The organism is Rhizobium sp. Leaf306 (assembly GCF_001423425.1).
In the GTDB taxonomy this organism is placed as follows: Bacteria; Pseudomonadota; Alphaproteobacteria; order Rhizobiales; family Rhizobiaceae; genus Neorhizobium; species Neorhizobium soli.
Genome location: NZ_LMNX01000001.1, coordinates 40,722 through 62,836, shown reverse-complemented (window position 1 = coordinate 62,836; position 22,115 = coordinate 40,722). Strand labels below are relative to the sequence as shown.

Annotated in this window: 26 protein-coding genes; 14 read left to right on the top strand and 12 right to left on the bottom strand. The window is 60.9% G+C overall.

The genetic code is table 11. The annotated features are described in order from the left end of the window. Both rnr and topA read right to left on the bottom strand, forming a co-directional pair. A complete protein-coding gene (rnr, locus tag ASG19_RS00295; RefSeq protein WP_062453211.1) occupies positions 1-2,364 on the bottom strand; it encodes a ribonuclease R in 2,364 nt (787 codons plus the stop codon). Then, complete coding sequence (topA, locus tag ASG19_RS00290) at positions 2,361-5,075, bottom strand: type I DNA topoisomerase (RefSeq protein WP_062454720.1); 2,715 nt, start codon at positions 5,073-5,075, stop codon at positions 2,361-2,363. The genes rnr and topA overlap by 4 nt, the downstream gene beginning before the upstream one ends. Before the next feature lie 245 nt (positions 5,076-5,320). Here topA and ASG19_RS00285 point away from each other — a divergent pair, with 245 nt between their 5' ends. Further along, a complete protein-coding gene (locus ASG19_RS00285) occupies positions 5,321-5,524 on the top strand; it encodes a hypothetical protein (protein WP_062453210.1) in 204 nt (67 codons plus the stop codon). Here the strand turns inward: ASG19_RS00285 and dprA are convergent. From dprA to ASG19_RS00260, 5 genes are all read right to left on the bottom strand, one after another. Continuing rightward, complete coding sequence (gene dprA, locus ASG19_RS00280; RefSeq protein WP_062453209.1) at positions 5,504-6,646, bottom strand: DNA-processing protein DprA; 1,143 nt, start codon at positions 6,644-6,646, stop codon at positions 5,504-5,506. The genes ASG19_RS00285 and dprA overlap by 21 nt on opposite strands. An 18-nt stretch (positions 6,647-6,664) precedes the next feature. After that, complete coding sequence (gene plsY / locus ASG19_RS00275) at positions 6,665-7,285, bottom strand: glycerol-3-phosphate 1-O-acyltransferase PlsY (RefSeq protein ID WP_062453208.1); 621 nt, start codon at positions 7,283-7,285, stop codon at positions 6,665-6,667. A gap of 84 nt (positions 7,286-7,369) precedes the next feature. Further along, on the bottom strand, positions 7,370-8,674 hold the full coding sequence (locus tag ASG19_RS00270) for a dihydroorotase (protein WP_062453207.1): 1,305 nt from the start codon (positions 8,672-8,674) through the stop codon (positions 7,370-7,372). Then, positions 8,671-9,609, bottom strand: a complete 939-nt coding sequence (locus ASG19_RS00265; protein ID WP_062453206.1) for an aspartate carbamoyltransferase catalytic subunit — start codon at positions 9,607-9,609, stop codon at positions 8,671-8,673. Before ASG19_RS00265 ends, ASG19_RS00270 begins: the two co-directional genes overlap by 4 nt. 74 nt (positions 9,610-9,683) lie before the next feature. Further along, complete coding sequence (locus ASG19_RS00260) at positions 9,684-9,950, bottom strand: hypothetical protein (RefSeq protein ID WP_062453205.1); 267 nt, start codon at positions 9,948-9,950, stop codon at positions 9,684-9,686. Between the two features lie 128 nt (positions 9,951-10,078). Between ASG19_RS00260 and ASG19_RS00255 the strand changes: the two genes are divergently transcribed. Continuing rightward, the gene (locus ASG19_RS00255) at positions 10,079-11,731 is read left to right on the top strand and encodes an acyl-CoA dehydrogenase family protein (RefSeq protein ID WP_062453204.1); all 1,653 of its coding nucleotides are present in this window, start codon (positions 10,079-10,081) and stop codon (positions 11,729-11,731) included. A 164-nt stretch (positions 11,732-11,895) separates the two neighbouring features. Further along, positions 11,896-12,552, top strand: coding sequence for a TetR/AcrR family transcriptional regulator (locus ASG19_RS00250; RefSeq protein WP_062453203.1), 657 nt, complete (start codon positions 11,896-11,898; stop codon positions 12,550-12,552). Between the two features lie 34 nt (positions 12,553-12,586). Here ASG19_RS00250 and ASG19_RS23745 read toward each other — a convergent pair whose 3' ends face one another. Next, entirely contained in the window at positions 12,587-12,724 is a 138-nt protein-coding gene (locus ASG19_RS23745; protein ID WP_156461817.1) for a hypothetical protein, read from the bottom strand. Between ASG19_RS23745 and ASG19_RS24570 the strand changes: the two genes are divergently transcribed. Both ASG19_RS24570 and ASG19_RS00240 read left to right on the top strand, forming a co-directional pair. Continuing rightward, positions 12,723-12,854 carry a hypothetical protein gene (locus ASG19_RS24570; protein WP_256413734.1) on the top strand — a complete coding sequence of 44 codons (132 nt, stop codon included), beginning with the start codon at positions 12,723-12,725 and terminating at the stop codon, positions 12,852-12,854. The genes ASG19_RS23745 and ASG19_RS24570 overlap by 2 nt on opposite strands. Beyond that, on the top strand, positions 12,851-13,183 hold the full coding sequence (locus ASG19_RS00240) for a DUF6105 family protein (RefSeq protein ID WP_062453201.1): 333 nt from the start codon (positions 12,851-12,853) through the stop codon (positions 13,181-13,183). Before ASG19_RS24570 ends, ASG19_RS00240 begins: the two co-directional genes overlap by 4 nt. Here the strand turns inward: ASG19_RS00240 and ruvX are convergent. Beyond that, positions 13,120-13,614: a Holliday junction resolvase RuvX gene (ruvX, locus tag ASG19_RS00235; protein WP_062453200.1), complete on the bottom strand. Its 495-nt coding sequence runs from the start codon at positions 13,612-13,614 to the stop codon at positions 13,120-13,122. The genes ASG19_RS00240 and ruvX overlap by 64 nt on opposite strands. Positions 13,615-13,623: 9 nt before the next feature. Then, complete coding sequence (locus tag ASG19_RS00230; protein WP_062453199.1) at positions 13,624-13,923, bottom strand: alkylphosphonate utilization protein; 300 nt, start codon at positions 13,921-13,923, stop codon at positions 13,624-13,626. Between the two features lie 330 nt (positions 13,924-14,253). On the opposite strand from ASG19_RS00230, the gene ASG19_RS00225 reads away from it, so the two are divergent. The 4 genes from ASG19_RS00225 (at position 14,254) to ASG19_RS00210 (ending at position 17,491) form a co-directional block, all read left to right on the top strand. Continuing rightward, positions 14,254-14,958 (top strand): metal-dependent hydrolase, encoded by a 705-nt coding sequence (locus tag ASG19_RS00225; protein ID WP_062453198.1) that lies wholly within the window; start codon positions 14,254-14,256, stop codon positions 14,956-14,958. 105 nt (positions 14,959-15,063) lie between these two features. Next, positions 15,064-15,351 carry an Asp-tRNA(Asn)/Glu-tRNA(Gln) amidotransferase subunit GatC gene (gene gatC / locus ASG19_RS00220; protein ID WP_062453197.1) on the top strand — a complete coding sequence of 96 codons (288 nt, stop codon included), beginning with the start codon at positions 15,064-15,066 and terminating at the stop codon, positions 15,349-15,351. Positions 15,352-15,408: 57 nt separating this feature from the next. Next, positions 15,409-16,890, top strand: a complete 1,482-nt coding sequence (gene gatA / locus ASG19_RS00215; RefSeq protein ID WP_062453196.1) for an Asp-tRNA(Asn)/Glu-tRNA(Gln) amidotransferase subunit GatA — start codon at positions 15,409-15,411, stop codon at positions 16,888-16,890. Between the two features lie 91 nt (positions 16,891-16,981). Next, on the top strand, positions 16,982-17,491 hold the full coding sequence (locus ASG19_RS00210) for a GNAT family N-acetyltransferase (protein ID WP_062453195.1): 510 nt from the start codon (positions 16,982-16,984) through the stop codon (positions 17,489-17,491). Here ASG19_RS00210 and ASG19_RS00205 read toward each other — a convergent pair. Further along, positions 17,488-17,811 (bottom strand): DUF1294 domain-containing protein, encoded by a 324-nt coding sequence (locus tag ASG19_RS00205; protein ID WP_062453194.1) that lies wholly within the window; start codon positions 17,809-17,811, stop codon positions 17,488-17,490. The two genes, ASG19_RS00210 and ASG19_RS00205, sit on opposite strands and share 4 nt — an antisense overlap. A gap of 145 nt (positions 17,812-17,956) precedes the next feature. Here ASG19_RS00205 and gatB point away from each other — a divergent pair, with 145 nt between their 5' ends. The 5 genes from gatB to ASG19_RS00180 all read left to right on the top strand — a co-directional run bounded on the left by gatB (position 17,957) and on the right by ASG19_RS00180 (position 21,476). Then, positions 17,957-19,459: an Asp-tRNA(Asn)/Glu-tRNA(Gln) amidotransferase subunit GatB gene (gatB, locus tag ASG19_RS00200; RefSeq protein WP_062453193.1), complete on the top strand. Its 1,503-nt coding sequence runs from the start codon at positions 17,957-17,959 to the stop codon at positions 19,457-19,459. A 4-nt stretch (positions 19,460-19,463) separates the two neighbouring features. Next, positions 19,464-19,970: a GNAT family N-acetyltransferase gene (locus tag ASG19_RS00195; RefSeq protein ID WP_062453192.1), complete on the top strand. Its 507-nt coding sequence runs from the start codon at positions 19,464-19,466 to the stop codon at positions 19,968-19,970. Between the two features lie 25 nt (positions 19,971-19,995). Further along, positions 19,996-20,457 (top strand): GNAT family N-acetyltransferase, encoded by a 462-nt coding sequence (locus tag ASG19_RS00190; RefSeq protein WP_062453191.1) that lies wholly within the window; start codon positions 19,996-19,998, stop codon positions 20,455-20,457. A gap of 102 nt (positions 20,458-20,559) precedes the next feature. Beyond that, positions 20,560-20,958 (top strand): NADH:ubiquinone oxidoreductase subunit NDUFA12, encoded by a 399-nt coding sequence (locus ASG19_RS00185; RefSeq protein WP_062454718.1) that lies wholly within the window; start codon positions 20,560-20,562, stop codon positions 20,956-20,958. A gap of 86 nt (positions 20,959-21,044) precedes the next feature. Next, positions 21,045-21,476 (top strand): DUF2155 domain-containing protein, encoded by a 432-nt coding sequence (locus ASG19_RS00180; protein WP_062453190.1) that lies wholly within the window; start codon positions 21,045-21,047, stop codon positions 21,474-21,476. A 21-nt stretch (positions 21,477-21,497) separates the two neighbouring features. On the opposite strand, the gene aat is transcribed toward ASG19_RS00180, so the two are convergent. Continuing rightward, positions 21,498-22,115, bottom strand: coding sequence for a leucyl/phenylalanyl-tRNA--protein transferase (aat, locus tag ASG19_RS00175; RefSeq protein WP_062453189.1), 618 nt, complete (start codon positions 22,113-22,115; stop codon positions 21,498-21,500).

The following is a 22,115-nucleotide window of genomic DNA, read 5'->3' as shown; positions in this document are numbered from 1 at the left end:
CTATCTCCTGCCGCCACGGAAGGGGCGCGTACCGGGCTTTTTGGGCCGTCCGCCGGATTTGTCTCGTCGCGCAGACTTGTGGAACGAGCGGGCGCCGCCCGGCAGCTTCTTGCCTTCGCTCAGCATTTCAAACTGAAGCGCACCGGCAAGCGGAACTGCCGCCTTCAGCTTCACATCGACGGTATCGCCGATCTGGTAGCCGAGACCGGAACGTTCGCCTGTTAGCGCCTGATGCGCCTCGTCATAGATATAGTAATCGTCGCCGATCGTTGACACCGGCACGAAACCATCGGCGCCATAGGTCGGCAGGGCCACGAACAGGCCTGCCTTGGTCACGCCGGACACGCGGCCCTGGAACTCCTCGCCGATCTTCGTCGAAAGGTGGTGCGCCACAAGACGGTTTACCGTGTCGCGTTCGGCCGCCATGGCGCGGCGCTCGAAGGTGGAGATCTCTGCCGCGATGTCTTCGAGCTGGGCTTCTTCGCCCGGCGTGATTCCGCCTTCGCCGAGGCCGAGCGACCCGACCAGCGCGCGATGCACGATCAGATCCGCATAGCGGCGGATGGGCGAGGTGAAATGCGCGTATTTCATCAGGTTGAGGCCAAAATGGCCGATATTGTCGGGGCTGTAGACCGCCTGGCTCTGGGAGCGCAGCACCATCTCGTTGACCATGATCTGGTGCGGCGTGCCCTGTGCCTGCGACAGGATGCCGTTGAACGAGTTGGAGCGCATCTGGCCGCCGCGAGCCATCGAAATGCCGAGCGTGTTCAGGAACTCGCGTAGCGTCTCCTGCTTGGCAAGCGAGGGGCCGTCATGGATACGGTAGATCAGCGACTGCTTCTTCTTCTCGAGCGTCTCGGCGGCGCAGACGTTTGCCTGGATCATCATCTCTTCGATGAGCCGATGCGCGTCGAGCCTCTCTGGCACGATCACACGATCCACCGTGCCATCCGGCTGCAGCATGATCTTGCGCTCGGGCATATCGAGTTCGAGCGGCTGTCGACGGTCGCGGCCGATCGTCATGATCCGGTAGGCGTCCCACAGCGGCTTCAGGACAGGCTCCAGCAACGGACCGGTCTTGTCGTCGGTCTCGCCGTTGATGGCGGCCTGAGCCTGCTGGTAGGAGAGCTTGGCCGCACTCTTCATCATGATGCGGTGGAACGTATGGCCAGCCTTGCGGCCTTCCTTGGAAAAGACCATTCGCACGGCAAGCGCCGGCCGGTCTTCGCCCTCGCGCAGCGAGCAGAGATCGTTGGAAATGCGTTCCGGTAGCATCGGTACGACGCGGTCGGGGAAGTAGACGGAATTGCCGCGCTTCTGCGCCTCGCGGTCCAATGGCTTGCCGGTGCGGACATACCAGGAGACATCGGCGATCGCGACGGTGACGATGACGCCGCCCGGATTGTCGGGCGAGGTGTCCGGCTCGGCATAAACAGCGTCGTCGTGATCCTTGGCGTCGGCGGGATCGATTGTCAGGAGCGGCACGTCGCGCCAGTCTTCGCGCTTCGACATGCTGGCCGGCTTTGCAGCTTGCGCTTCTTCCATCACCTCGTTCGGGAAGATGTGCGGAATGCCGTGCGAATAGATGGCGATCATCGAGATCGCCTTTTCCGAACCGACGGAGCCGACAATGTTGAGGACGCGGGCGCGCGGCAGGCCGAAACGGCCGTTGCGAACGACTTCCGACTCGACCAGATCGCCGTCCTTGGCGTCTCCGATGTCCTCGGGTTCGATCACCATTTCCTCGCCGCGCCGGTCGGTCGGCAGAAGACGCATCTCGCCGTCGGCCAATCTCTGGACGACGCCGAGTGCTGCGCCGCGGCGCTTGTCGATGACCTTGATGACGCGGGCCGTATAGGCCGGGCCTGAGCGGTCCTTGTTCGGGAAGATCTTTGCAAGGATGCGGTCGTTGAGGCCGGCGGCCGGCGCCTTGCCCTTCCCGCGGCTGTCATGCGACTGGCGAATAAGCACGGCAGGGGCCGCGCCCATATCGTCCGGCCACTCCGTCGGCCGGCCGATCAGTTCGCCATCCTTGTCGCGGGTGGTGATGTCGAGAACGGTGACCGGGGGCAGGGCACCCGGACGCGAGAGCGACTTGCGGTTCTTGGTGAGAAGACCGTCTTCCTCGAGCGAATGCAGCAGATCCTTGAGCTCGATGCGCGTATCGCCTTTCAGGCCGAAAGCCTTGGCAATCTCCCGTTTCGAGCCCTTGTCGGGATTGTCAGCGATGAACTGGAGCAGCACATCGCGCGGAGGAACCGCACCCTGGACAATTACCGGTCTGCTCGCCGACTGGCTGTCGCCACGGTCAGCCTTCGCGGCGCGTTTCTGCTGGCGATTGGATCGCTCGTTCGGTTCTCTCACGTGTCCGTCTTCTTCGCCTTCGATGCGGTTGTCTTTTTGGCCGGTGCCTTCTTGGCTGCGGTCTTAGCCTTGGCAGGCGACTTCTTTGTGGCGGTCTCGGTCGTTGCGTCCGCCTCTGTCTTGGCAGCAGCCTTTTTTGCTGTGGCCTTCTTGGCAGGCGCTTTCGCCTTGGCCTTGCCCGACGATGCCTTGCCGCCCTTTTCGATGATCAGCGCCATCGCCTGTTCCATCGTTACCGACTGCGGGTCCATGCCCTTCGGCAGCGTGGCATTGACCTTGGCCCAGTTGACGTAAGGCCCGTATTTGCCGTCGCGCACGGTGATCGCGCCGCCGTCCGGATGCGCGCCAAGGTCCTTGAGCGCTGCCGGTGTGCCACGACCGCGTCCGCCGGGGCCTTTTTCCTTTTTCTCGGCAATCACGGTGACGGCGCGGTTGAGACCGATCGAGAACACGTCCTCGATCGTTTCCAGGTTCGCATAGCCACCGTCATGCAGCAGGAACGGCCCGTAACGGCCAAGACCTGCCGAAATCATCTTGCCCGATTCCGGATGCTTGCCCACGTCGCGCGGCAGGTTGATCAGTGCCAGCGCCTTTTCGTGGTCGATATCGTCAGGCAGCCAGCCCTTGGGCAGCGAGGAACGCTTGGCTTCCTTGCCGTCGCCGCGCTGGATATAAGGTCCGAAACGACCCGACCGCAGCGTCAGCTGCTCGCCGGTCATCGGATCGGTCCCAAGTTCCTTCGGTTCGTTGAGGCCGGAAGCTTCCGCATCCGCGCCGCCTTCGGACGACAACTGACGGGTGAAGTTGCACTCCGGATAGTTCGAGCAGCCGACGAATGCGCCGTACTTGCCGAGCTTCAGCGACAGGTTGCCGGTGCCGCAGACCTGGCAGATACGCGGATCCGAACCGTCTTCCCGCTTCGGGAAGACCAGCGGTGCCAGCGCTTCGTTCAAAGCATCCAGCACGTTGGTGACGCGCAGTTCCTTGGTGTCTTCGATCTGGCCGAAGAAGTCCTGCCAGAACTCCCGCAGAACCTGCTTCCAGTCCAGTTCGCCAGCCGAGATCCTGTCGAGCTTCTCTTCGAGATCGGCCGTGAAATCGTATTCGACGTATTTCGTGAAGAAGTTCTCGAGGAACGCCGTGACCAGCCGTCCCTTGGAATGCGGGATCAGCTTGCGCTTGTCCATGATCACGTATTCGCGATCGGACAGCGTCTTCAGCGTCGCGGCATAGGTGGAAGGACGGCCGATGCCGAGCTCTTCCATCTTCTTGATCAGCGATGCTTCCGAATAGCGCGGTGGTGGCTCAGTGAAATGCTGGCTCGAGTTGACCTTGTTCTTGTCGAGCTTTTCGCCAGCGTTGATCTCGGGCAGGCGACCGTCTTCGTCGTCGTCCTCGCTTTTGTCATCCTCTTCGCGGCGGTCCACATAGGCGCCGAGGAAGCCGTCGAAACGCACGACCGAACCGACGGCCCGAAGGCCAGCCTTATCTGCGCCGTTTGTCGCCGAGATCTCCACGGTTGTGCGTTCCATCTCGGCAGATGCCATCTGGCTGGCAATGCCGCGCTTCCAGATCAGCTCGTAGAGACGCGCCTGATCGGCATCAAGATACTGGCGAACCTTGTCCGGCGTGCGGTTGAAGTCGGTCGGGCGGATTGCTTCGTGGGCTTCCTGCGCATTCTTCGCCTTGGTGGAGTAGAAGCGCGGCTTTTCGGGCATGTAACGCGGGCCGAACTGCTCGACGATGGCGCTACGCGCCTGCTCGATCGCCTCGGGTGCCATCTGAACGCCATCGGTACGCATGTAGGTAATGAGACCTACGGTCTCGCCACCGATATCGATACCTTCATAAAGCTTCTGCGCGACCTGCATCGTGCGCGAGGCGCCGAAGCCGATGTTGGACGACGCGGCCTGCTGGAGGCTTGAGGTGGTGAACGGCGGGCCGGGATTGCGCTTGACCGGCTTTGCTTCGACCGTCTCGACGCTATAGGCAGCGCCGTCGAGCAGGGTCTTCAAGCGTCCGGCGTCCTCGCCGTTGGTGATCGATTTGCCCTGCAGACGCTTGCCTTCGGCCTGCACCAGCTTGGCCAGGAACTCGTCGCCACGCGGTGTCTTCAGAAGCGCGGAGATATTCCAGTACTCTTCCGAGACGAAGCGCTCGATCTCGGTTTCGCGGTCGCAGACGAGGCGCAGCGCAACCGACTGCACACGGCCGGCAGAACGGGCGCCCGGCAGCTTGCGCCACAGGACCGGAGACAGGTTGAAGCCGACGAGATAGTCGAGAGCGCGGCGGGCGAGATACGCGTCCACCAGCGGCACGTCGATATCGCGCGGGTTGGCCATCGCATCGAGAACCGCCTTCTTGGTGATGGCGTTGAACACGACGCGCTTGACCAGCTTATCGCCGATCACCTTCTTCTTCTTCAAGAGGTCGAGGACATGCCAGGAAATCGCTTCACCCTCGCGATCCGGGTCGGTCGCGAGATAAACGGCGTCCGAACCCTTCACGGCGTCGGCAATATCCTTCATCCGCTTCTGGGATGCGCTGTCGACTTCCCAGAGCATCTCGAAGTCCTGGTCAGGCAAAACCGACCCGTCCTTGGCAGGAAGGTCGCGGACGTGGCCGAAAGAGGCGAGAACCTTGTAACCCGAGCCAAGATACTTGTTGATGGTCTTGGCTTTGGCTGGAGATTCTACAATGACTACATTCATCTTGTTTCTCTGCAATAGAGCTTTGCCCGGTCTCGTAACGATCCAGGCGGAAATCTGGTCTCCCGACATGGCGGGCGTTTGTCCCGGGGTCAAGAGGTCATCGTTAATTAGTAGGATACAACGAACTACAACCGGAGAGTGATGTGCAATTAGTTGCAATCTTAAATAAACATCTCTAAGCTGCGCTGATAAGGTGACGAATAGTTATATTAGGCGGTGTCGCGCCCTATTTGACAGGATGTGAAATGGTCTCTCACGGTGACAAGGACGGACGGGGCGACGAGAATTCGCGCAACATCGCCTACATCCGGCAGATGCTGGCAGAGTTGCGGCAGGTCGCGCTCAGCGAGGGGGCTGATATGCTGTGCTACCTCATCGAGATGGCCTATGTCGAGGCTGGCGACGTGCAGGCCGGGCGACGACCGCGATCAGTCTTCCATAGCAAGTGAGACCATGCCGCCCGGGTGCCGGTGCAGCCGACCGGCAAGATCGAGTTCCAGCAGAATAAGATAGACACTGGCCGCGGCAACACCCGTATGCCGGATGATATCGTCGATATCGACCGGTGTCGGACTAAGCGCCGAAATGATGCGCGTCCTGTCGTCGTCATCGGGCGGCAGGAGTGTGCTGCCTCTGCCGGGCTCTTCGATGACGGTATTTTGAAATCTATCGAGATCGGACAGCGGCGCCAACGCAGCCAGCACATCCGAAGCGCCGGTCGTGACGATGGCGCCCTGCTTGAGAAGTCCGTTCGTGCCGTGGCAGCGCGGATCGAGCGGCGAGCCCGGGACGGCAAACACCAGCCGTCCGAAATCGGCAGCAAGCCTTGCGGTGATCAGCGAGCCTGACCGCTCAGCCGCTTCAACGACAACCAGCCCGAGCGAAATGCCTGAAATCAGCCGGTTGCGACGGGGAAAATCCCGAGCGCGTGGCTCCCAGCCGAATGGCATTTCGGAGACGGCAAGGCCGCTGCCGGCCGTGATCTCATCGAGCAGGGAGAAGTTTTCCGGCGGATAGGGACGGTCGATGCCGCCGGCCAGAACCGCGATCGTGCCGGTATCGAGACTGGCGCGGTGCGCCGCCGCATCGATGCCGCGAGCAAGTCCTGAAGTGATCGCATAACCGGCGCGGCCGCAATCCCTGGCAATCACCGCCGCAAACTTCGCCCCGGCGATTGAGGCGTTGCGCGAGCCGACAATGCCGACCGAGGGGCGGGTGGCGGTGGAGAGATCGCCCTTTGCCGCAACGAGCGGCGGCGCTGCCTCGATCTGTCGCAACGCGGGAGGGTAGTCGGGTTCACCGATGCCGATGAACTGTGCGCCCTGGCGGCGTGCGATCTCCAGCTCGCGTTCGGCCTCACTGGCACTGGCGATGCGGATTGCCCGTGTCGATCCGCCGCGCGCTGACAGTTCCGGCAACATGGCCAGCGCATTTTCCGCCGAGCCGCAATGATTGATGAGATCCCGGAATGTCGCCGGGCCGACATTGTCGGAGCGGATCAACCGCAGCCAGGCGATCTTCTGCCGTTCGGTGAGCGCAATTCCTATCCGTCTTGCGCTGCTATCCGGCATGATCCGTCCTTTAAGGGACTAGCCCTTTTGGCCGATCTTGCTTTCGGTGCCGGCAATCAACCGCTCGATATTGGTCTTGTGCTTGATAAAGGAGATGATCGTCATGAGAGCCATGACGGCAGCAATCTTTGGTTCCTGTATGAACCACAGCACAACCGGAATGACAAGGGTTGCAACCAGGGCGGACAGCGATGAGTACTTGCTGAGCTTGGCAACCGAAAGCCAGACCGCGGCAAACACCAGAACCATGAGCGGTGCGACCCCCAGCAGCGTGCCGATATAGGTCGCGACACCCTTGCCACCCTTGAAGCCGAGCCAGACCGGATAGAGGTGACCCATGAAGGCGGCAAATCCCGCAAGCAGCCCCGCTTCCGGACCGAAGGCGTACCAACCGATCAGAGCTGCGACCGTCGCCTTCAATGCGTCGAGCAGAAGCGTGCCGGCGGCGAGCTTCTTATTTCCGGTGCGAAGAACGTTGGTCGCCCCGATATTGCCGGAACCGATCGAGCGGATATCGCCGAGACCGGCGGCGCGGGTGAGAAGCAGGCCGAACGGGATCGAGCCCAACAGATAGCCGAGAACAAGCGCGCCGACTGCGATCGGCAGCGTGATCTGCCAGGTAAGAAGGTCGGTTATCATGTGTTTCCCCCAAAGCCCCTAGTCGGGTTTGCCCCCGTTCCAACCCTTTCGCGCAAGCGCGCGAGGGGTTGGCCCGCCCCATCTCTATCCCAGTTTATAAACGCATTTCCCGCCGACATAGGTCGCGACGGCCCGGCCGGAGAAGCGCGCGTCCTCGAACGGCGTGTTTTTCGAGCGCGACAGAAGCATATCCTTGGCGACGATCCAAGGCTCGTCGAGATCGATCAGCGTGATATCGGCCTTTGCGCCGGGTCTCAGCGTGCCGGCGTCCAGACCGAAGATTTCGGCCGGGCGGGTCGACATTGCAGAGACCAGCCGCATCAGCGGCACGCGACCGTCGTGATGCAAGCGAAGGGCTGCCGACAGCATGGTTTCAAGCCCGATCGCGCCATCGGCGGCATCGGCGAAGGGAAGACGCTTGGTATCGACATCCTGCGGATCATGCGAGGACACGATGATATCGATGCTGCCGTCGGCGAGTGCTTCGACCATGGCGATCCGGTCGTCTTCGGAGCGCAGTGGCGGCGACAGCTTGAAGAAGCTGCGGTATTCGCCGATGTCGTTTTCATTGAGCGACAGATGGTTGATCGACACGCCGCAGGTGACGTTGGCGCCGCGTGCCCGGGCAGTCCGCATGGCTTCGGCCGATTCCGCCACCGAGATTTTTGCCGCGTGATATTTGGCGCGGGTGAGGCCGGCAATCCGCAGATCGCGTTCCAGCGGAATGATCTCCGCTTCCTTCGGCACGCCCGACAGGCCGAGCCAGGAGGCGAATAGTCCCTCGTTCATGACGCCGTTGCCGAGATATTTCTCGCGCAGTTCGAGCGAGATCACCGCATCGAACTCGCGCGCATAGGTCATCGCGCGGCGCAGCAGCAGCGAATCGGACAGGCCGTGACGGCCATTGGTAAAGGCCACGGCACCGGCTTGCTGCAGCAGGCCGAACTCGGTCATCTCCTTGCCGGCAAGCCCTTTGGTGAGCGCTGCGGCAGTGTGGACATTGACGATCGCCTTGTCACGCGCCGTCTTCTGCACGAATTCAACGAGCGCAATATCGTCGAGAACAGGATCGGTATCCGGCATCATGATAAACGAGGTGACGCCACCGGCAGCAGCGGCACGGCTGGCCGAAGAAATCGTCTCGCGATGTTCAGCACCCGGCTCGCCGACATAGACGCGCGCATCGACAAGACCAGGCGTTGCGACAAGACCCTGGCAATCGCGCACCGTGGCGCCGTCGGGTGTACCCTGGTTCTGGGCATCCTTTCCGGCTGCAAGGATGCGGCCGTCGGCGCCGATGATGATCGTGCCGGTTTCATCGAAATTGCGCGAGGGATCGATGATGCGCAGGTTCCTGAGAACGGTGCCGTTGGACGTGGTCGTGCTCATGCGCGCTCTCCCTGATTGGAGGTCAGGAGTGTTTCCATGACCGCCATGCGGACGGCGACGCCCATTTCGACCTGCTGCTCGATGACGCTCTGCGGACCGTCCGCGACATCGGAAGCAATTTCGACACCGCGGTTCATCGGACCCGGATGCATGACCAGCGCATCACCCTTGGCGACTTTCAGCTTTTCCGCATCGAGACCGTAGAAGTGGAAGTATTCGCGCACCGACGGCACGAAGGAGCCGGCCATGCGCTCGCGCTGCAGGCGCAGCATCATCACCACATCCGCATCCCGCAAACCTTCTTCCATCGAGTGGAAGACCTCGACGCTCATGTCGCGGATGCCTGACGGCAGAAGTGTCGATGGCGCGACGACCCGGACGCGGGCGCCCATGGCATTCAACAGGATGATGTTCGAGCGGGCGACCCGCGAATGCAAAACGTCGCCGCAGATGGCGACGATGATGCCTGATAGTTTGCCCTTGGCCCGGCGGATGGTCAAAGCGTCGAGCAGCGCCTGTGTCGGATGTTCATGCTGGCCATCGCCGGCATTGACCACCGAGCAGGTCACCTTCTGAGCAAGCAGGGCGGCGGCACCGGCCGAGGAATGACGCAGAACCAGCACGTCCGGGTGCATGGCATTCAGCGTCATCGCCGTATCGATCAGCGTTTCGCCCTTTTTCACCGACGAATTGCTGACGGACATGTTCATCACGTCGGCGCCGAGCCGTTTACCGGCAAGCTCGAACGAGGACTGCGTGCGCGTCGAGGCTTCGAAGAAGAGATTGATCTGGGTGAGGCCCCGAAGCGTGGACGTCTTCTTTTCCCGCTGACGGGAAATCTGCACGGCCTCGTCGGCCTTGTCGAGAAGCGTCGTAATGTCCTGCCGGGTGAGACCCTTGATGCCAAGGAGATGGCGGTGGGGAAAGAAGACCATAGGGGGCGTCTCCGCTTGCGTTCGGCGGTCTATAAGGTCTGGGGGGGAAGGCCGCAAGCGGGATGGGAGGTTATCTACGGCTTATGCGAGGTGTAAAGCCTGTCGAGATGGGCACGAGCCTCAGCACCGCTGATACTGGGTCGCGGATCTTCCAGCGATTTTTTGACGCGGTTGCGGATTGCCGCGAGACGCTCATCCTGTTCGGCGTCGTCCCGCAGAAGTGCATCGACCGCGGCCTGCATTGCCTCATCGGTAGAGGCGTATTGGCCGGTTTCCACACGGCTCACGATCTCGTCCGCCAGATCTTGCGGTAGCGTGACGCTGAATTTTCGCAAACTCATGACTGCAACTTTCGTCTCCGCTCAGTGCCAGCATGGATTATGCGCCGGTCGTCAGCTTTTGTGAAGAACCGTCGAATTCCTTCTATGCTGCCGTTCCCACGCCCTTTAACTTCCGCTAGAACCGCCCCATGAACGACATGTCGCGCGATGAAGAAAAATTTGGCGAACTGAACCAGCCGAAGCCCTGGTCGGGGATCAATGCCTACCGCTCCGATCCCCTTGTGGTCGACCTGACCGGCGATCTGAACCGCGCGATCCGCGACGAATACGACCAGCTCGGCAATTACGTGACCTCTCCGGAAGCCCAGGAACTGGCGCGGATGGCGAACGAAAATCCGCCCAAACTGCGCACCCACGGTCCGCGCGGCGAGCGGCAGGACACGGTCGAGTTCCATCCTGCCTGGCATGCCCTGATGCGCCGCTCGATGCAAAGCGGCCTGCATTCGTCGATCTGGGAGACCATTCCGGAGCAGCGTGCCCACGAACACAAGGTTCGCGCCACGCGCTTTTATCTGTCCGCCCAGCTGGAATGCGGCCATCTGTGCCCGCTGACGATGACGAGCGCTTCGATTGCGGCGATGATGGCTTCCCCACGCGTCCATAAGGAATGGGCGCCGAAAGTTCTGTCGCGCAAATACGATTCGACCAATCGGCCGGCCATGCAGAAGTCCGCCATCACGGTCGGCATGGGCATGACCGAAAAGCAGGGCGGCACCGACGTGCGCGCCAACCGGTCTACCGCCGAGCGTGTGGGCGAGGGGATCTACCGCCTTTCCGGCCACAAGTGGTTCATGTCGGCGCCGATGAGCGACGGCTTTATCATGCTGGCAAAGACAAATGAGGGAATCGGCTGTTTCCTCGTGCCGCGGCTCCTCGAGGACGGTTCGGCCAATGGCTTGAATTTCCAGCGGCTGAAGGACAAGCTCGGCAACCGCTCCAATGCATCGTCCGAAGTCGAGTTCACCGACGCCTTCGGCTATCTGCTCGGAGAGTCTGGCGGCGGCATCCGCACCATTCTCGATATGGTGACTCTGACCCGTCTCGATTGTGCTGTCGCGTCTGCCGGCATGATGCGCGCGTCGCTGGCCGAAGCGGTCCATCATACCCGCGGTCGTGCCGTGTTCGGCAAGAACCTGATCGATCAGCCGCTGATGACGCGCGTGCTCGCCGATATGGCGCTGGATGTCGCGGCTGCAACGGCGCTGTCGTTCCGGCTGGCCGACGCGTTCGATCGCGCCCGCGGCAACCCCGGCGATGCGGCCTATGCCCGCGTCATGACGCCAGTCATCAAATACTGGAACTGCAAGATCGCGCCATCGCTTATCGCCGAGGCAATGGAATGCCTGGGCGGCAATGGCTATGTCGAGGAGCGTCCGATTGCCCGGCATTACCGCGAGGCGCCGGTCAATGCGATCTGGGAAGGCTCGGGCAGTGTCATGGCGCTCGACGTTCTGCGCGTGCTGTCGCGAGGCCGCGATCTGTTCGATACGGTTCTGGCCGGTTTTGAGCGGGATCTCGGCGCATCGGGCAAGAAGACCGTGGAAGTTCTGCGTGCCGCGATGGCGCTGTGCGAGCGCGACGAGGGTGCTGCGAGGCTTCTGATCGAACAGCTGGCGCTGGCGGCCGGTGCAGCAGAGCTTGCGCGCCTCGGTGCCGGCAAGATCGCCGATGCCTTCCTCGAAACCCGTCTCGCCGGCGGCTGGCGCTCGACCTACGGCATGCTCGATGCACGCTTCGACGCTCGCTACATCGTCGATCTTCTCTACCCGCCAGCAACGTAAGCTGCGATCGCCGACAGGCGAGACGATAGGCTGCCCGCACGGTTGCGGCAGCGACACTCTGTTTTCCGCCTTCTATCCTGTGCATGGCGCCGTCTGCCGCTTGCGATGACGGGAAGCGGCGGGCTATCGCCATGGTTAACAAATAGTTGCGAGACAGGCGGGCGATGCTTCAGATAGCCGAGACGAATACCGAGACCGGTTCTGCATCCGCTCAAGTCGTGCGACCCCGCAACCGCGCCGGCACGGAGCGCGCGATCTTCATTGCTGCCCGCACGCTGCTGGCCGAGGAAGGTTTCCAAGGCTTCGGCGTCAATGCGGTAGCGCGGCGCGCCGGCTGCGACAAGCAACTGATCTATCGCTATTACGGCGGGCTCAACGGCCTCATCGACGCGATCGGCGCCGATCTCGGCAACTGGGTCAAGGATCGCATTCCCGAAGATACCGGCGGCATGTTTCTTCTGACCTACGGCGACCTGATGGAAAAGCTCGCCATCTATTTCATGGATGCGCTGCGCGAGGACCCGCTCGTCTGCAAGATCGTCGCCTGGGAAGTGTCGCAGGATACGCCGCAGGTCCGGCGTCTGACCGAATCACGCACCAAGGCTCTCGCAAAGTGGCTGGACAAGATGCGCGGCTCGCTCACACCCCCGAAGGGTGTCGATGTCGCGACCACGAATGCCATCCTGTTTGCCGCCATCCAGCATCTGGTCGTCTCGTCTGCCGTCAGCGGCGAGTTCGCCGGCATACCGTTAAAGTCCGAGAAAGACTGGGAAAAGGTAGCGTCTTCCGTTCGCCGCCTGGTTCGCGCCATCTACGGCTGAGCAGCAGACGTTCTCCACAGCGACGCTCTGGAAATTAACCATGTTTGGCGTTTTGAATTGCAGCTTTCGCCATGCGGCCTAAATCTCTGGTTAATGATTTCTTAACCAAATCGCGGCCGTCCATGGGCAAGAATGCAACTTCCACAACGAGCATCGCATTGCTGATCGTCATGACGACGATCTTTGCAGTGCTGGCGCTCGACATTGCCATTCCTGCTCTGGTCCTCAGCCTGATGGCGCTGTCGAGATGGGTCGTAACGCTGGACCTGTCTCCAGCGGAACCAGAAGGCGAAACCGCATGAAGTTGCTCTTGATCTTGTGGGCAGGGCCCGTGCTTTTGCTGGGCAGCTGGTACGGGCTTTCCTATTACGACATGAGCTTCGGCTTCTTCATGCTGACCCGTCAGACCCATGATCTGGTCTTTCAGGTCTATGGCGACGTCCTCGGAATTCCACCCGAAACCATCCCGCCGCTGGTTGCCCGCGCAATCGCATTCGACAGTCTTGTCGTTTTCGCCATCATCGCCTTCCGCAAGCGCAAGCAGATTGCAGCCTGGTGGCGTAGCCGTCAGGTTGGGACGTCGTTGCCGGTTTCTCTGGCAAGGGACGAAAGCCTGTCCAAGGCTCCCTGAAGAATAAAGCTCGCAGCCGCCGAATCGATGCGTTCGGCGCGCTTGGCCCGCGAAACATCCATCTCCAGAAGTGCCCGTTCAGCCGCGACCGTCGATAGTCTTTCGTCCCAGAAGACGAAAGGAATGGCAGTCTTCTCCGACATCGCCCGCACAAAGGCGCGGGTCGCCTGAGCCCGCGGCCCGGCGGAACCATCCATGTTCATCGGCATCCCGAGAATGAAGGCTGAGACCTTCTCCTTCTCCGCGAACGCCAGCAGAACCTCCGCATCCTTGGTGAACTTGACGCGCTTGATGACGGTGCGGGGCGTGGCGAACCGCCGGCCGAGATCGGACATCGCAAGCCCGATGGTTTTGGTACCGAGATCGAGCCCTGCAACTGCCTTGCCGGGCGCAAGTGTCGTGGCGAGCTCTTCTATGGTCAGGATTGCCATATGCTGACCTTAGGTTTTCTTGCGCACGAATTCGGTGCGCAGCACGAGGCCCTTGATCGCATCGTGCCGGCAATCGATCTCTTCCGGATTGTCGGTGAGACGGATCGAGCGGATGACGGTGCCCTGTTTCAGCGTCTGACCGGCTCCCTTCACCTTGAGATCCTTGATGAGAGTGACTGCATCGCCATCGGCAAGAATATTGCCGGCTGAGTCACGCACCTCGGATGCAGCGGAAGCCTTCGCAGCCGCATCGGCTGCAGACAGCCATTCGCCGGTAGCCTCGTCATAGATATAATCGTCGTCGGCCATGTCGGTTTCCTTAGGGGTTCGGATGTGACGCAATCGCAGCGAGCATGCGACGATCATATCGGGATGCGACCGCTTAACCCAGTGGCAAGTCAGTGGCAACGTGGCGCCGCCTGTGTGTCAATTCCGATACGGGCGCTGCTCGCGCAATCATCGTCCTAGACCTTTGAAATGTGAAAGCGCCGCGTTATTTGATGAGGTGTGAGGTGAGACAACCGAGTTCAGAGTCTCATCCGCTTTCGGTGCTTCGGAACCTCCCTTTCGAAGTTTCATCTATGAATTTTGATTTGGTGTCATCACCTCTCTTTTTGCCATCCTCAAGGACACTTCCCCATGAAAATTACCTGGCTCGGCCATGCCGCCTTCCGCATCGAAACGGCAAAGGCAAAGATCCTGATCGACCCGTTCCTGACCCATAGCCCGACCTTTGCCGGCCAGGATCTGAAAGACGTGACCGAAGGTGTCACGCATATCCTTCTCACCCACGGTCATGGCGACCATGTCGGTGATACGGTCGCGATCGCCAAGGAAAAGGGCGCCATCGTTCTTGCCAACGCCGATCTCGCATCCTGGCTGGGTGGAAAAGGCGTCGAGAAGCTCGAGATGGGCAATACCGGCGGCACAGTCGGCTTCGAGGGCTTCACCGCGACCTTCACACAGGCGCTCCATTCGTCCGGCCAGATCGACGAGCTCGGCGTGTCCCACTCGCTCGGTTCCGCGAACGGACTGATGCTGCATTTCGACGACGAGATGTCGGTTCTGCACATGGGTGATACGGATATCTTTACCGACATGGGACTGATTAACGAGTTGCACCAGCCGGATATCGGCATCGTGCCGATCGGCGACCGCTTCACCATGGGCGGTGCTGTCGCAGCCGTTGCCTGCCAGCGCTTCTTCGATTTCAAGCACGCCATTCCCTGCCACTACGGCACGTTCCCGATGATCGAGCAGACACCCGACAAGTTCGTCAAGGGCATGGAAGGCAGCCGCACCGCCGTCGAGGTGCCGGGCGTCGGCGTGACGCTGACCTGCTGAACGGGCATTTCAGTTAAGGCGCGCCAGGAAACCGGCGCCCTGCCTGTTGCGAAGGACGGGCATGGCCATTATAGCGAAGGTGAATTTTACCACCGGAGCCCTGCCATGTCCGTCGATCTCGCCACCGTCAAGCGCGTCGCGCGCCTCGCCCGTATTGCGGTTACGGAGGATGAGGCCAATCGCATGGTTGGCGAATTGAACGGGATCATCGATTTCGTCGAACAACTCTCGGAAGTCGACGTTACAGGCGTCGAGCCTATGACCTCGGTGATGCCGATGGAAATGCGGTTGCGCGCCGACGTCGTCACCGACGGCAACAAGGCAGACGATATCGTCGCCAATGCGCCCGCAACCGACCGCAATTTCTTCATGGTGCCGAAGGTCGTCGAATAAGCCGCTTTAGCCCAAGCGCCGCCGACCCGTTTTAGCCTTTCGAGAGCACGAAAAATCATGACCGACCTGACCAGCCTGACCATTGCCGAAGCCCGCGACAAACTGGCATCGAAGGAATTCACTTCCGTCGATCTGACGAACGCCTATCTCGGCGCTATCGACGCTGCAAATTCCGTCCTTAACGCCTACATCACCGTTACGCCCGAGATGGCGCTGGAGATGGCGAAGGCCTCCGATGCCCGTCGCGCTTCGGGTCAAGTTGGGGCGCTCGAAGGTATTCCGCTCGGCATCAAGGATCTGTTTGCCACCAAGGGCGTCCACACCCAGGCCTGCAGCCATATACTCGACGGGTTCAAGCCCGAATACGAATCGACCGTCACTCAGAACCTGTGGGATGACGGCGCCGTCATGCTTGGCAAGCTCAACATGGACGAGTTCGCCATGGGCTCCTCCAACGAGACCTCGCATTACGGACCTGTGGTCAATCCCTGGAAAGCCGAAGGCTCGAACACTCAGCTGGTTCCGGGCGGCTCCTCGGGCGGTTCAGCCGCTGCCGTCGCCGCGCATCTTTGCGCCGGTGCGACTGCGACCGATACCGGCGGCTCGATCCGCCAGCCGGCCGCCTTTACCGGCACCGTCGGCATCAAGCCCACCTATGGCCGCTGCTCACGCTGGGGCACTGTCGCGTTTGCATCCTCGCTCGATCAGGCCGGCCCGATCGCGCGCGACGTTCGCGATGCCGCGATCATGCTGAAGTCGATGGCAAGCGTCGACCGCAAGGACACGACCTCCGTCGATCTGCCCATTCCGGATTACGAAAAGGCGCTCGGCCAGTCGGTCAAGGGCATGAAGATCGGCATTCCGAAGGAATACCGCGTCGAGGGCATGCCGGAAGACATCGAGGCCCTGTGGCAGAAGGGCATTGCCTATCTGAAGGATGCCGGTGCCGAGATCGTCGATATCTCGCTGCCGCACACGAAATACGCGCTGCCTGCCTATTACATCGTGGCGCCTGCTGAAGCCTCGTCCAACCTTGCCCGCTATGACGGCGTTCGCTACGGCCTGCGCGTCGATGGCAAGGACATTTCCGACATGTACGAAAAGACCCGCGCGGCCGGCTTCGGCACCGAGGTCAAGCGCCGCATCATGATCGGCACCTACGTCTTGTCTGCCGGTTATTACGACGCCTATTACCTGCAGGCGCAGAAGGTCCGCACGCTGATCAAGCGCGATTTCGAACTCTGCTTCCATGCCGGTGTCGATGCGATCCTGACGCCCGCAACGCCGTCGTCTGCCTTCGGCATTGCCGACGAGGCACTCGCTGCCGATCCGGTCGCGATGTACCTGAATGACATCTTCACCGTGACGGTCAACATGGCAGGCCTCCCCGGCATCGCCGTACCGGCCGGTCTCGACAAGAAGGGCCTGCCGCTTGGCCTGCAGCTGATCGGCAAGCCGTTCGACGAGGAAACCCTGTTCCGCACGGCGCATGTGATCGAACAGGCAGCGGGGAAGTTTACGCCTGCGAAATGGTGGTAGCCGGAGGTCGACTGCTGGCTATTCCGCGAACACGGTCATTCTAGCCAGAATCGCATGCGGATGATCTACTGTTCCTGACACAGGGGACGCTATGGCTAACATTCGCAATGCACGTCAGGACGACGAAGCCGCGCTAGTCCAGATCGGCTTGCTCAGCTGGGAAAAAGCGATGGGCGCCGTTGGCGATCCGTCCAGCATGCGCGAAAGTGCGCTTGCCGCATTTCGCGACTTCGTTTCCTCGTCCTGGCTGACAATCTTGGTGATCGAGGCCCACGGCACGGTCGCCGGTTGGGCTGCCTGTGAGAATCGCGACGACCTGATCACCGACTTCTGGATCGACCCGCAGTTTGAGGGGCAGGGGCTCGGAAAGGCGCTGCTCGCCGATATCGAGGCCGATATCGTTCGTCGCGGGTTCGATAAGGCGCGGGTCGAGACCCATGCGCAGAACGACGGGGCAGTCGGTTTCTTCGAAAAGCAGGGATACAGCGTCCATTGGCTTTCGAGCGCCTATCAGCCGAAGATCGATCGCGACATCCAGTCCATGGGACTGTCCAAGCAACTCGTATCCGACGATCCGGGCACCTACGGGCCGAATTTTTAAACGCCGACGAGCAGCGTCCAGATCGATGCGAGCATTCCGGACGCCGCAAGGATCAGCACGGTGCTCACGCAGACATGCAGCGTGACGATGGCGGCAAGGATGGTCCTGAACGGCTCCTTGTGCGTCTTGTGACGCAACACGCGCTGGGCCGCCACGGCGCCCAGACTTCCGCCGGCAAATGCGAGCAGGAGGAGCGTTGTTTCGCTGACCCGCCAGCGTCCATTCCTGGCGGCCCGCTTGTCGATCCAGTAGACGGAAAAGACGACTGCGTTGACGAGGATGCAGAGAACGAGAAGTGTCAGCGCAAGGTTGAGGGTCATGAACCCCAGCTAACTGCGCTCCGGTTAAGATTCATCCTGGGCGGTATCAGATGTTTCACCCGGCAAGCCTTGGCCTGCGCTTGCACCTCGCCAACATTTGCTCTACCCACAAAGCACTTCGAAACTAAGCCCGAACGAGCATAAGATGACCCTAGTTGACGTCCGCACGCCCGATCCGAAACGCTTCATTCCCGGCGCCACTGGCGATTGGGAAGTGATCATCGGCATGGAGGTGCACGCCCAGGTTCTCTCCAATTCAAAACTGTTCTCCGGCGCTTCGACCGAGTTCGGCAAGCCTGCCAATGCCAACGTCTCGCTGGTCGATGCGGCAATGCCCGGCATGCTTCCCGTGATCAACGAGGAATGCGTCCGCCAGGCTGTCCGCACAGGCCTTGGCCTGAAGGCGCAGATCAACAACCGTTCGATCTTCGACCGCAAAAACTATTTCTATCCTGACCTTCCGCAGGGCTACCAGATCTCGCAGTTCAAGGATCCGATCGTCGGCGAAGGCCAGATCGTGATCTCGCTCGGCCCCGACCGCCAGGGCCAGTTCGAGGATATCGAGATCGGCATCGAACGCCTGCACCTGGAACAGGATGCCGGCAAGTCGATGCACGACCAGCATCCGACCATGTCCTATGTGGACCTAAACCGATCCGGCGTGGCACTGATGGAAATCGTCTCGAAGCCCGACATGCGTTCGTCCGACGAGGCGAAGGCCTACATGACCAAGCTGCGCTCGATCGTGCGCTATCTCGGCACCTGCGACGGCAACATGGACGAGGGCTCGATGCGCGCCGACGTCAACGTGTCCGTGCGTCGTCCGGGGGAAGGTTTCGGCACGCGCTGCGAAATAAAGAACGTCAACTCGATCCGCTTCATCGGCCAGTCGATCGAATACGAAGCCCGTCGCCAGATCGCCATCCTCGAGGACGGCGGCTCGATCGATCAGGAGACCCGCCTGTTTGATCCGGGCAAGGGCGAAACGCGGTCGATGCGCTCCAAGGAAGACGCGCACGACTATCGCTATTTCCCGGATCCGGACCTGCTGCCGCTCGTCTTCGACGACGCGTTCGTCGCAGAGCTCGCCAAGGACCTGCCGGAACTGCCTGACGACAAGAAGGCCCGCTTCGTGGCTGAACTTGGCCTTTCGATCTATGACGCCTCGGTTCTGGTTTCCGAGAAGGCCATCGCCGACTATTACGAAGCCGTGGCTGAGGGCCGCGACGGCAAGATGGCGGCCAACTGGGTCATCAACGACTTGCTGGGCGCCTTGAACAAAGCGGGCAAAGGCATTGAAGAGACTCCGGTTTCTCCCGCCCAGCTTGGCGGCATCATCGATCTGATCAAGTCGGAAGTCATCTCCGGCAAGATCGCCAAGGACCTGTTCGAGATCGTCTTTTCCGAAGGCGGTGACCCGGCGGACATCGTCGAGAGCCGCGGTATGAAGCAGGTCACCGATACCGGCGCCATTGAAAAAGCCGTGGACGACATCATCGCCGCCAATCCCGATCAGGTCGCCAAGGTTCTGGCCAAGCCGACGCTTGCCGGCTGGTTCGTGGGACAGGTGATGAAGTCGACCGGCGGCAAGGCTAATCCGCAGGCCGTCCAGGCCCTGGTCAAGGCCAAGCTGGGCATCGAGGACTAACCTGTTGGTCTACTTCATTCGCACAGCGGGCGACGAGGACGTGGAGAAGATCCGCGTCCTTCTCGCCGAGACGTTTCATCAGTCCTACGACCCGTTCTACGGTGCAGACGCCGTCGAGAAGATGGTGCGCAACTGGCATTCGCCGGTCGCCATCCGCACGCGGCTGATCAAGAAGGACGGCGAGTTTCTCGTCGCCGACGATGGAAGCAAGATCGGCGGCATCGCTTACGCCGCCGTCTACCCGAAAATGGCAAAGACGGTGATGCTGCATCAGCTCTACGTCGCGCCGGCCTGCCAGAATGACGGCATCGGTCGGGATCTGTTTGCCGAAATCGAGACCTGCTTCCCGGATGCGGAAATCATGCGGGTCGAGGTGTCGCTGCCGAATGTGCGTGCCGCCTCCTTCTACCAGCGGCTTGGCTTTGCCGAAGTCGACCGCATGGAGGAATGGGGCGCGCCGAACTCCGGCCTGCCGGCGATTATCATGGAAAAGCGGCTCCAGTCGCTTTAGACGGCTCGGATCAGGGGAGGGTGACATGGACGGCATCATCATTCGCAGGGCTCGCGAATCGGACCTCTCCCAACTGATCGCAATGTTTGCTTCCGACGATGTCGGTGGCCACGGCGATACGACCGATGCAGACGCCTACGACGATTACCTGCGCGCCTTCAACATGATCGATGCCTCCCAGAACGAGCAGCTTTTCGTTGCCGAGCGGGACGGCGACGTTGTCGGCACGTTCCAGATCCTGTTCAACCGAACGCTGACCGGTCGCGGCTCGCTGTCGATGATTATCGAAGCCGTGCAGACGAGACCCGACATGCGCGGGAAGGGGATCGGCGCGCAGATGATCGGTTACGCGATCGAAGAGGCAAAGCGGCGCGACTGCCGCCTCGTGCAACTGACCTCCAATGCGGCGCGCACGGATGCCCATCGCTTCTACGAGCGGTTGGGTTTTGCCAAGAGCCATGCGGGCTTCAAGATGAAGTTCAAATAGAGGTCTACATCTCGGAAATGCTGGACATCACCGCTGTCTGGCGGCATAAGCGGTGGAGCCAGTTCGACTGGTCACCTGTTTGCCAATCCTATGGACAAGCCCATGAAAAATCTCCTGCTGCAGATCTTCACCTGGTGGAACGGCCAAACCATGGGCACGCGTTTCTTCACCTGGCGCCATGGCAAGAAGGTGGGCGACGATGAGTTGGGCAACGTCTATTTCGAAGGCCCGATGACCTCCTGGGGTAAGCCGAAGCGCTGGGTGATCTACAAGGATTACGCCGAAGCCTCCGCGATCCCGCCAGGCTGGCACGGCTGGATGCATTACCGCACCGATACGCCTCCGTCGCAGGAGGATTACAAGGCGCGCGAATGGCAGAAGTCGCACAAGCCGAACCTCACCGGATCGCCGCTTGCATACCGGCCTCAGGGTTCTCTGTCGGCCAATGGTGAACGTCCTCGCGTCACCGGCGACTATGACGCCTGGACGCCCGGCAACTGAGCCTGACTGGCACCTGTTTTAGCCATATTCCACAACTAGTCCTCGATCGGGCATTCCCAGGACGCCTTTTCGAGACGGGACCAATAATGACACGTACGAAGCTTTCCCCCCGCACACGATCGATTGGCGTCTTTCTGGCCGTCGTCTCGGTTCTGACAGGGGGAAATGCCTCGGCTGCGCGGATCGAAAATCCGGTTGCCGTCTTCAACGGCATCGACAAGATCACCGGCCGCATCACCACATTCGACGTCTATCTCAACGAGACGGTGCAGTATGGCGCGCTTCAGGTGACGCCGAAGGTCTGCTATTCCCGAGACGAAACGGAAGCCCAAAAGATCGACGGGTTTATCGAAGTCGACGAGATCACACTCGACCGCAAGATCCGCCGCATCTTCACCGGTTGGATGTTTGCGGACAGCCCCGGCCTCAACGCCGTCGAGCACCCAATCTATGACGTCTGGCTGACAGGCTGCAAGCAGACTTCCGACGTGCCGGCACCCGCCCGCGCGACCAATTGAAATCAACGATTTCCGGACAGATCAAAATTCGAGATGTGGCGAGTTGACTGCCGCATGCAGCAGCTTGAGATAGTCATCCTTCGGAACGTCGATCGCCCCGAAGGTCTTCAGGTGTTCTGTCGTGAACTGCGTATCGAGCAGCTCGAACCCCTTGGCCTTCATCCGTTCCACCAGATGCACGAGGCAGATCTTGGACGCGTCGGTTCGGCGCGAAAACATGCTCTCGCCGAAGAAAGCAGCGCCAAGCGAAACGCCGTAAAGCCCGCCGACGAGTTCATCGCCGTCATAAGCCTCCACGCTATGGGCATGGCCCATGTGGTGGAGTTCGCGATAGAGCTTGCGGATCGTCTCGTTGATCCAGGTGCTCGGCCGGTCATCGGCCGGTTGCGCGCAAAGCGCGATGACGCCCTCAAAGTCGGTGTCGAAACGGATGTCGAAGGGTTTTTTGCGGACCGTTTTCTGCAGGCTCTTGGAGACGTGAAAAGCGTCGAGCGGCAGGATACCCCGCATCTCGGGATCGACCCAGAATATCTCCGGGTCATCGGCGGCTTCCGCCATCGGGAAAAGCCCGATGGAATAGGCTCGCAACAGAATTTCCGGGGTTATTGCCGGGTAATATTTGCCACGACGCCCTGCCAT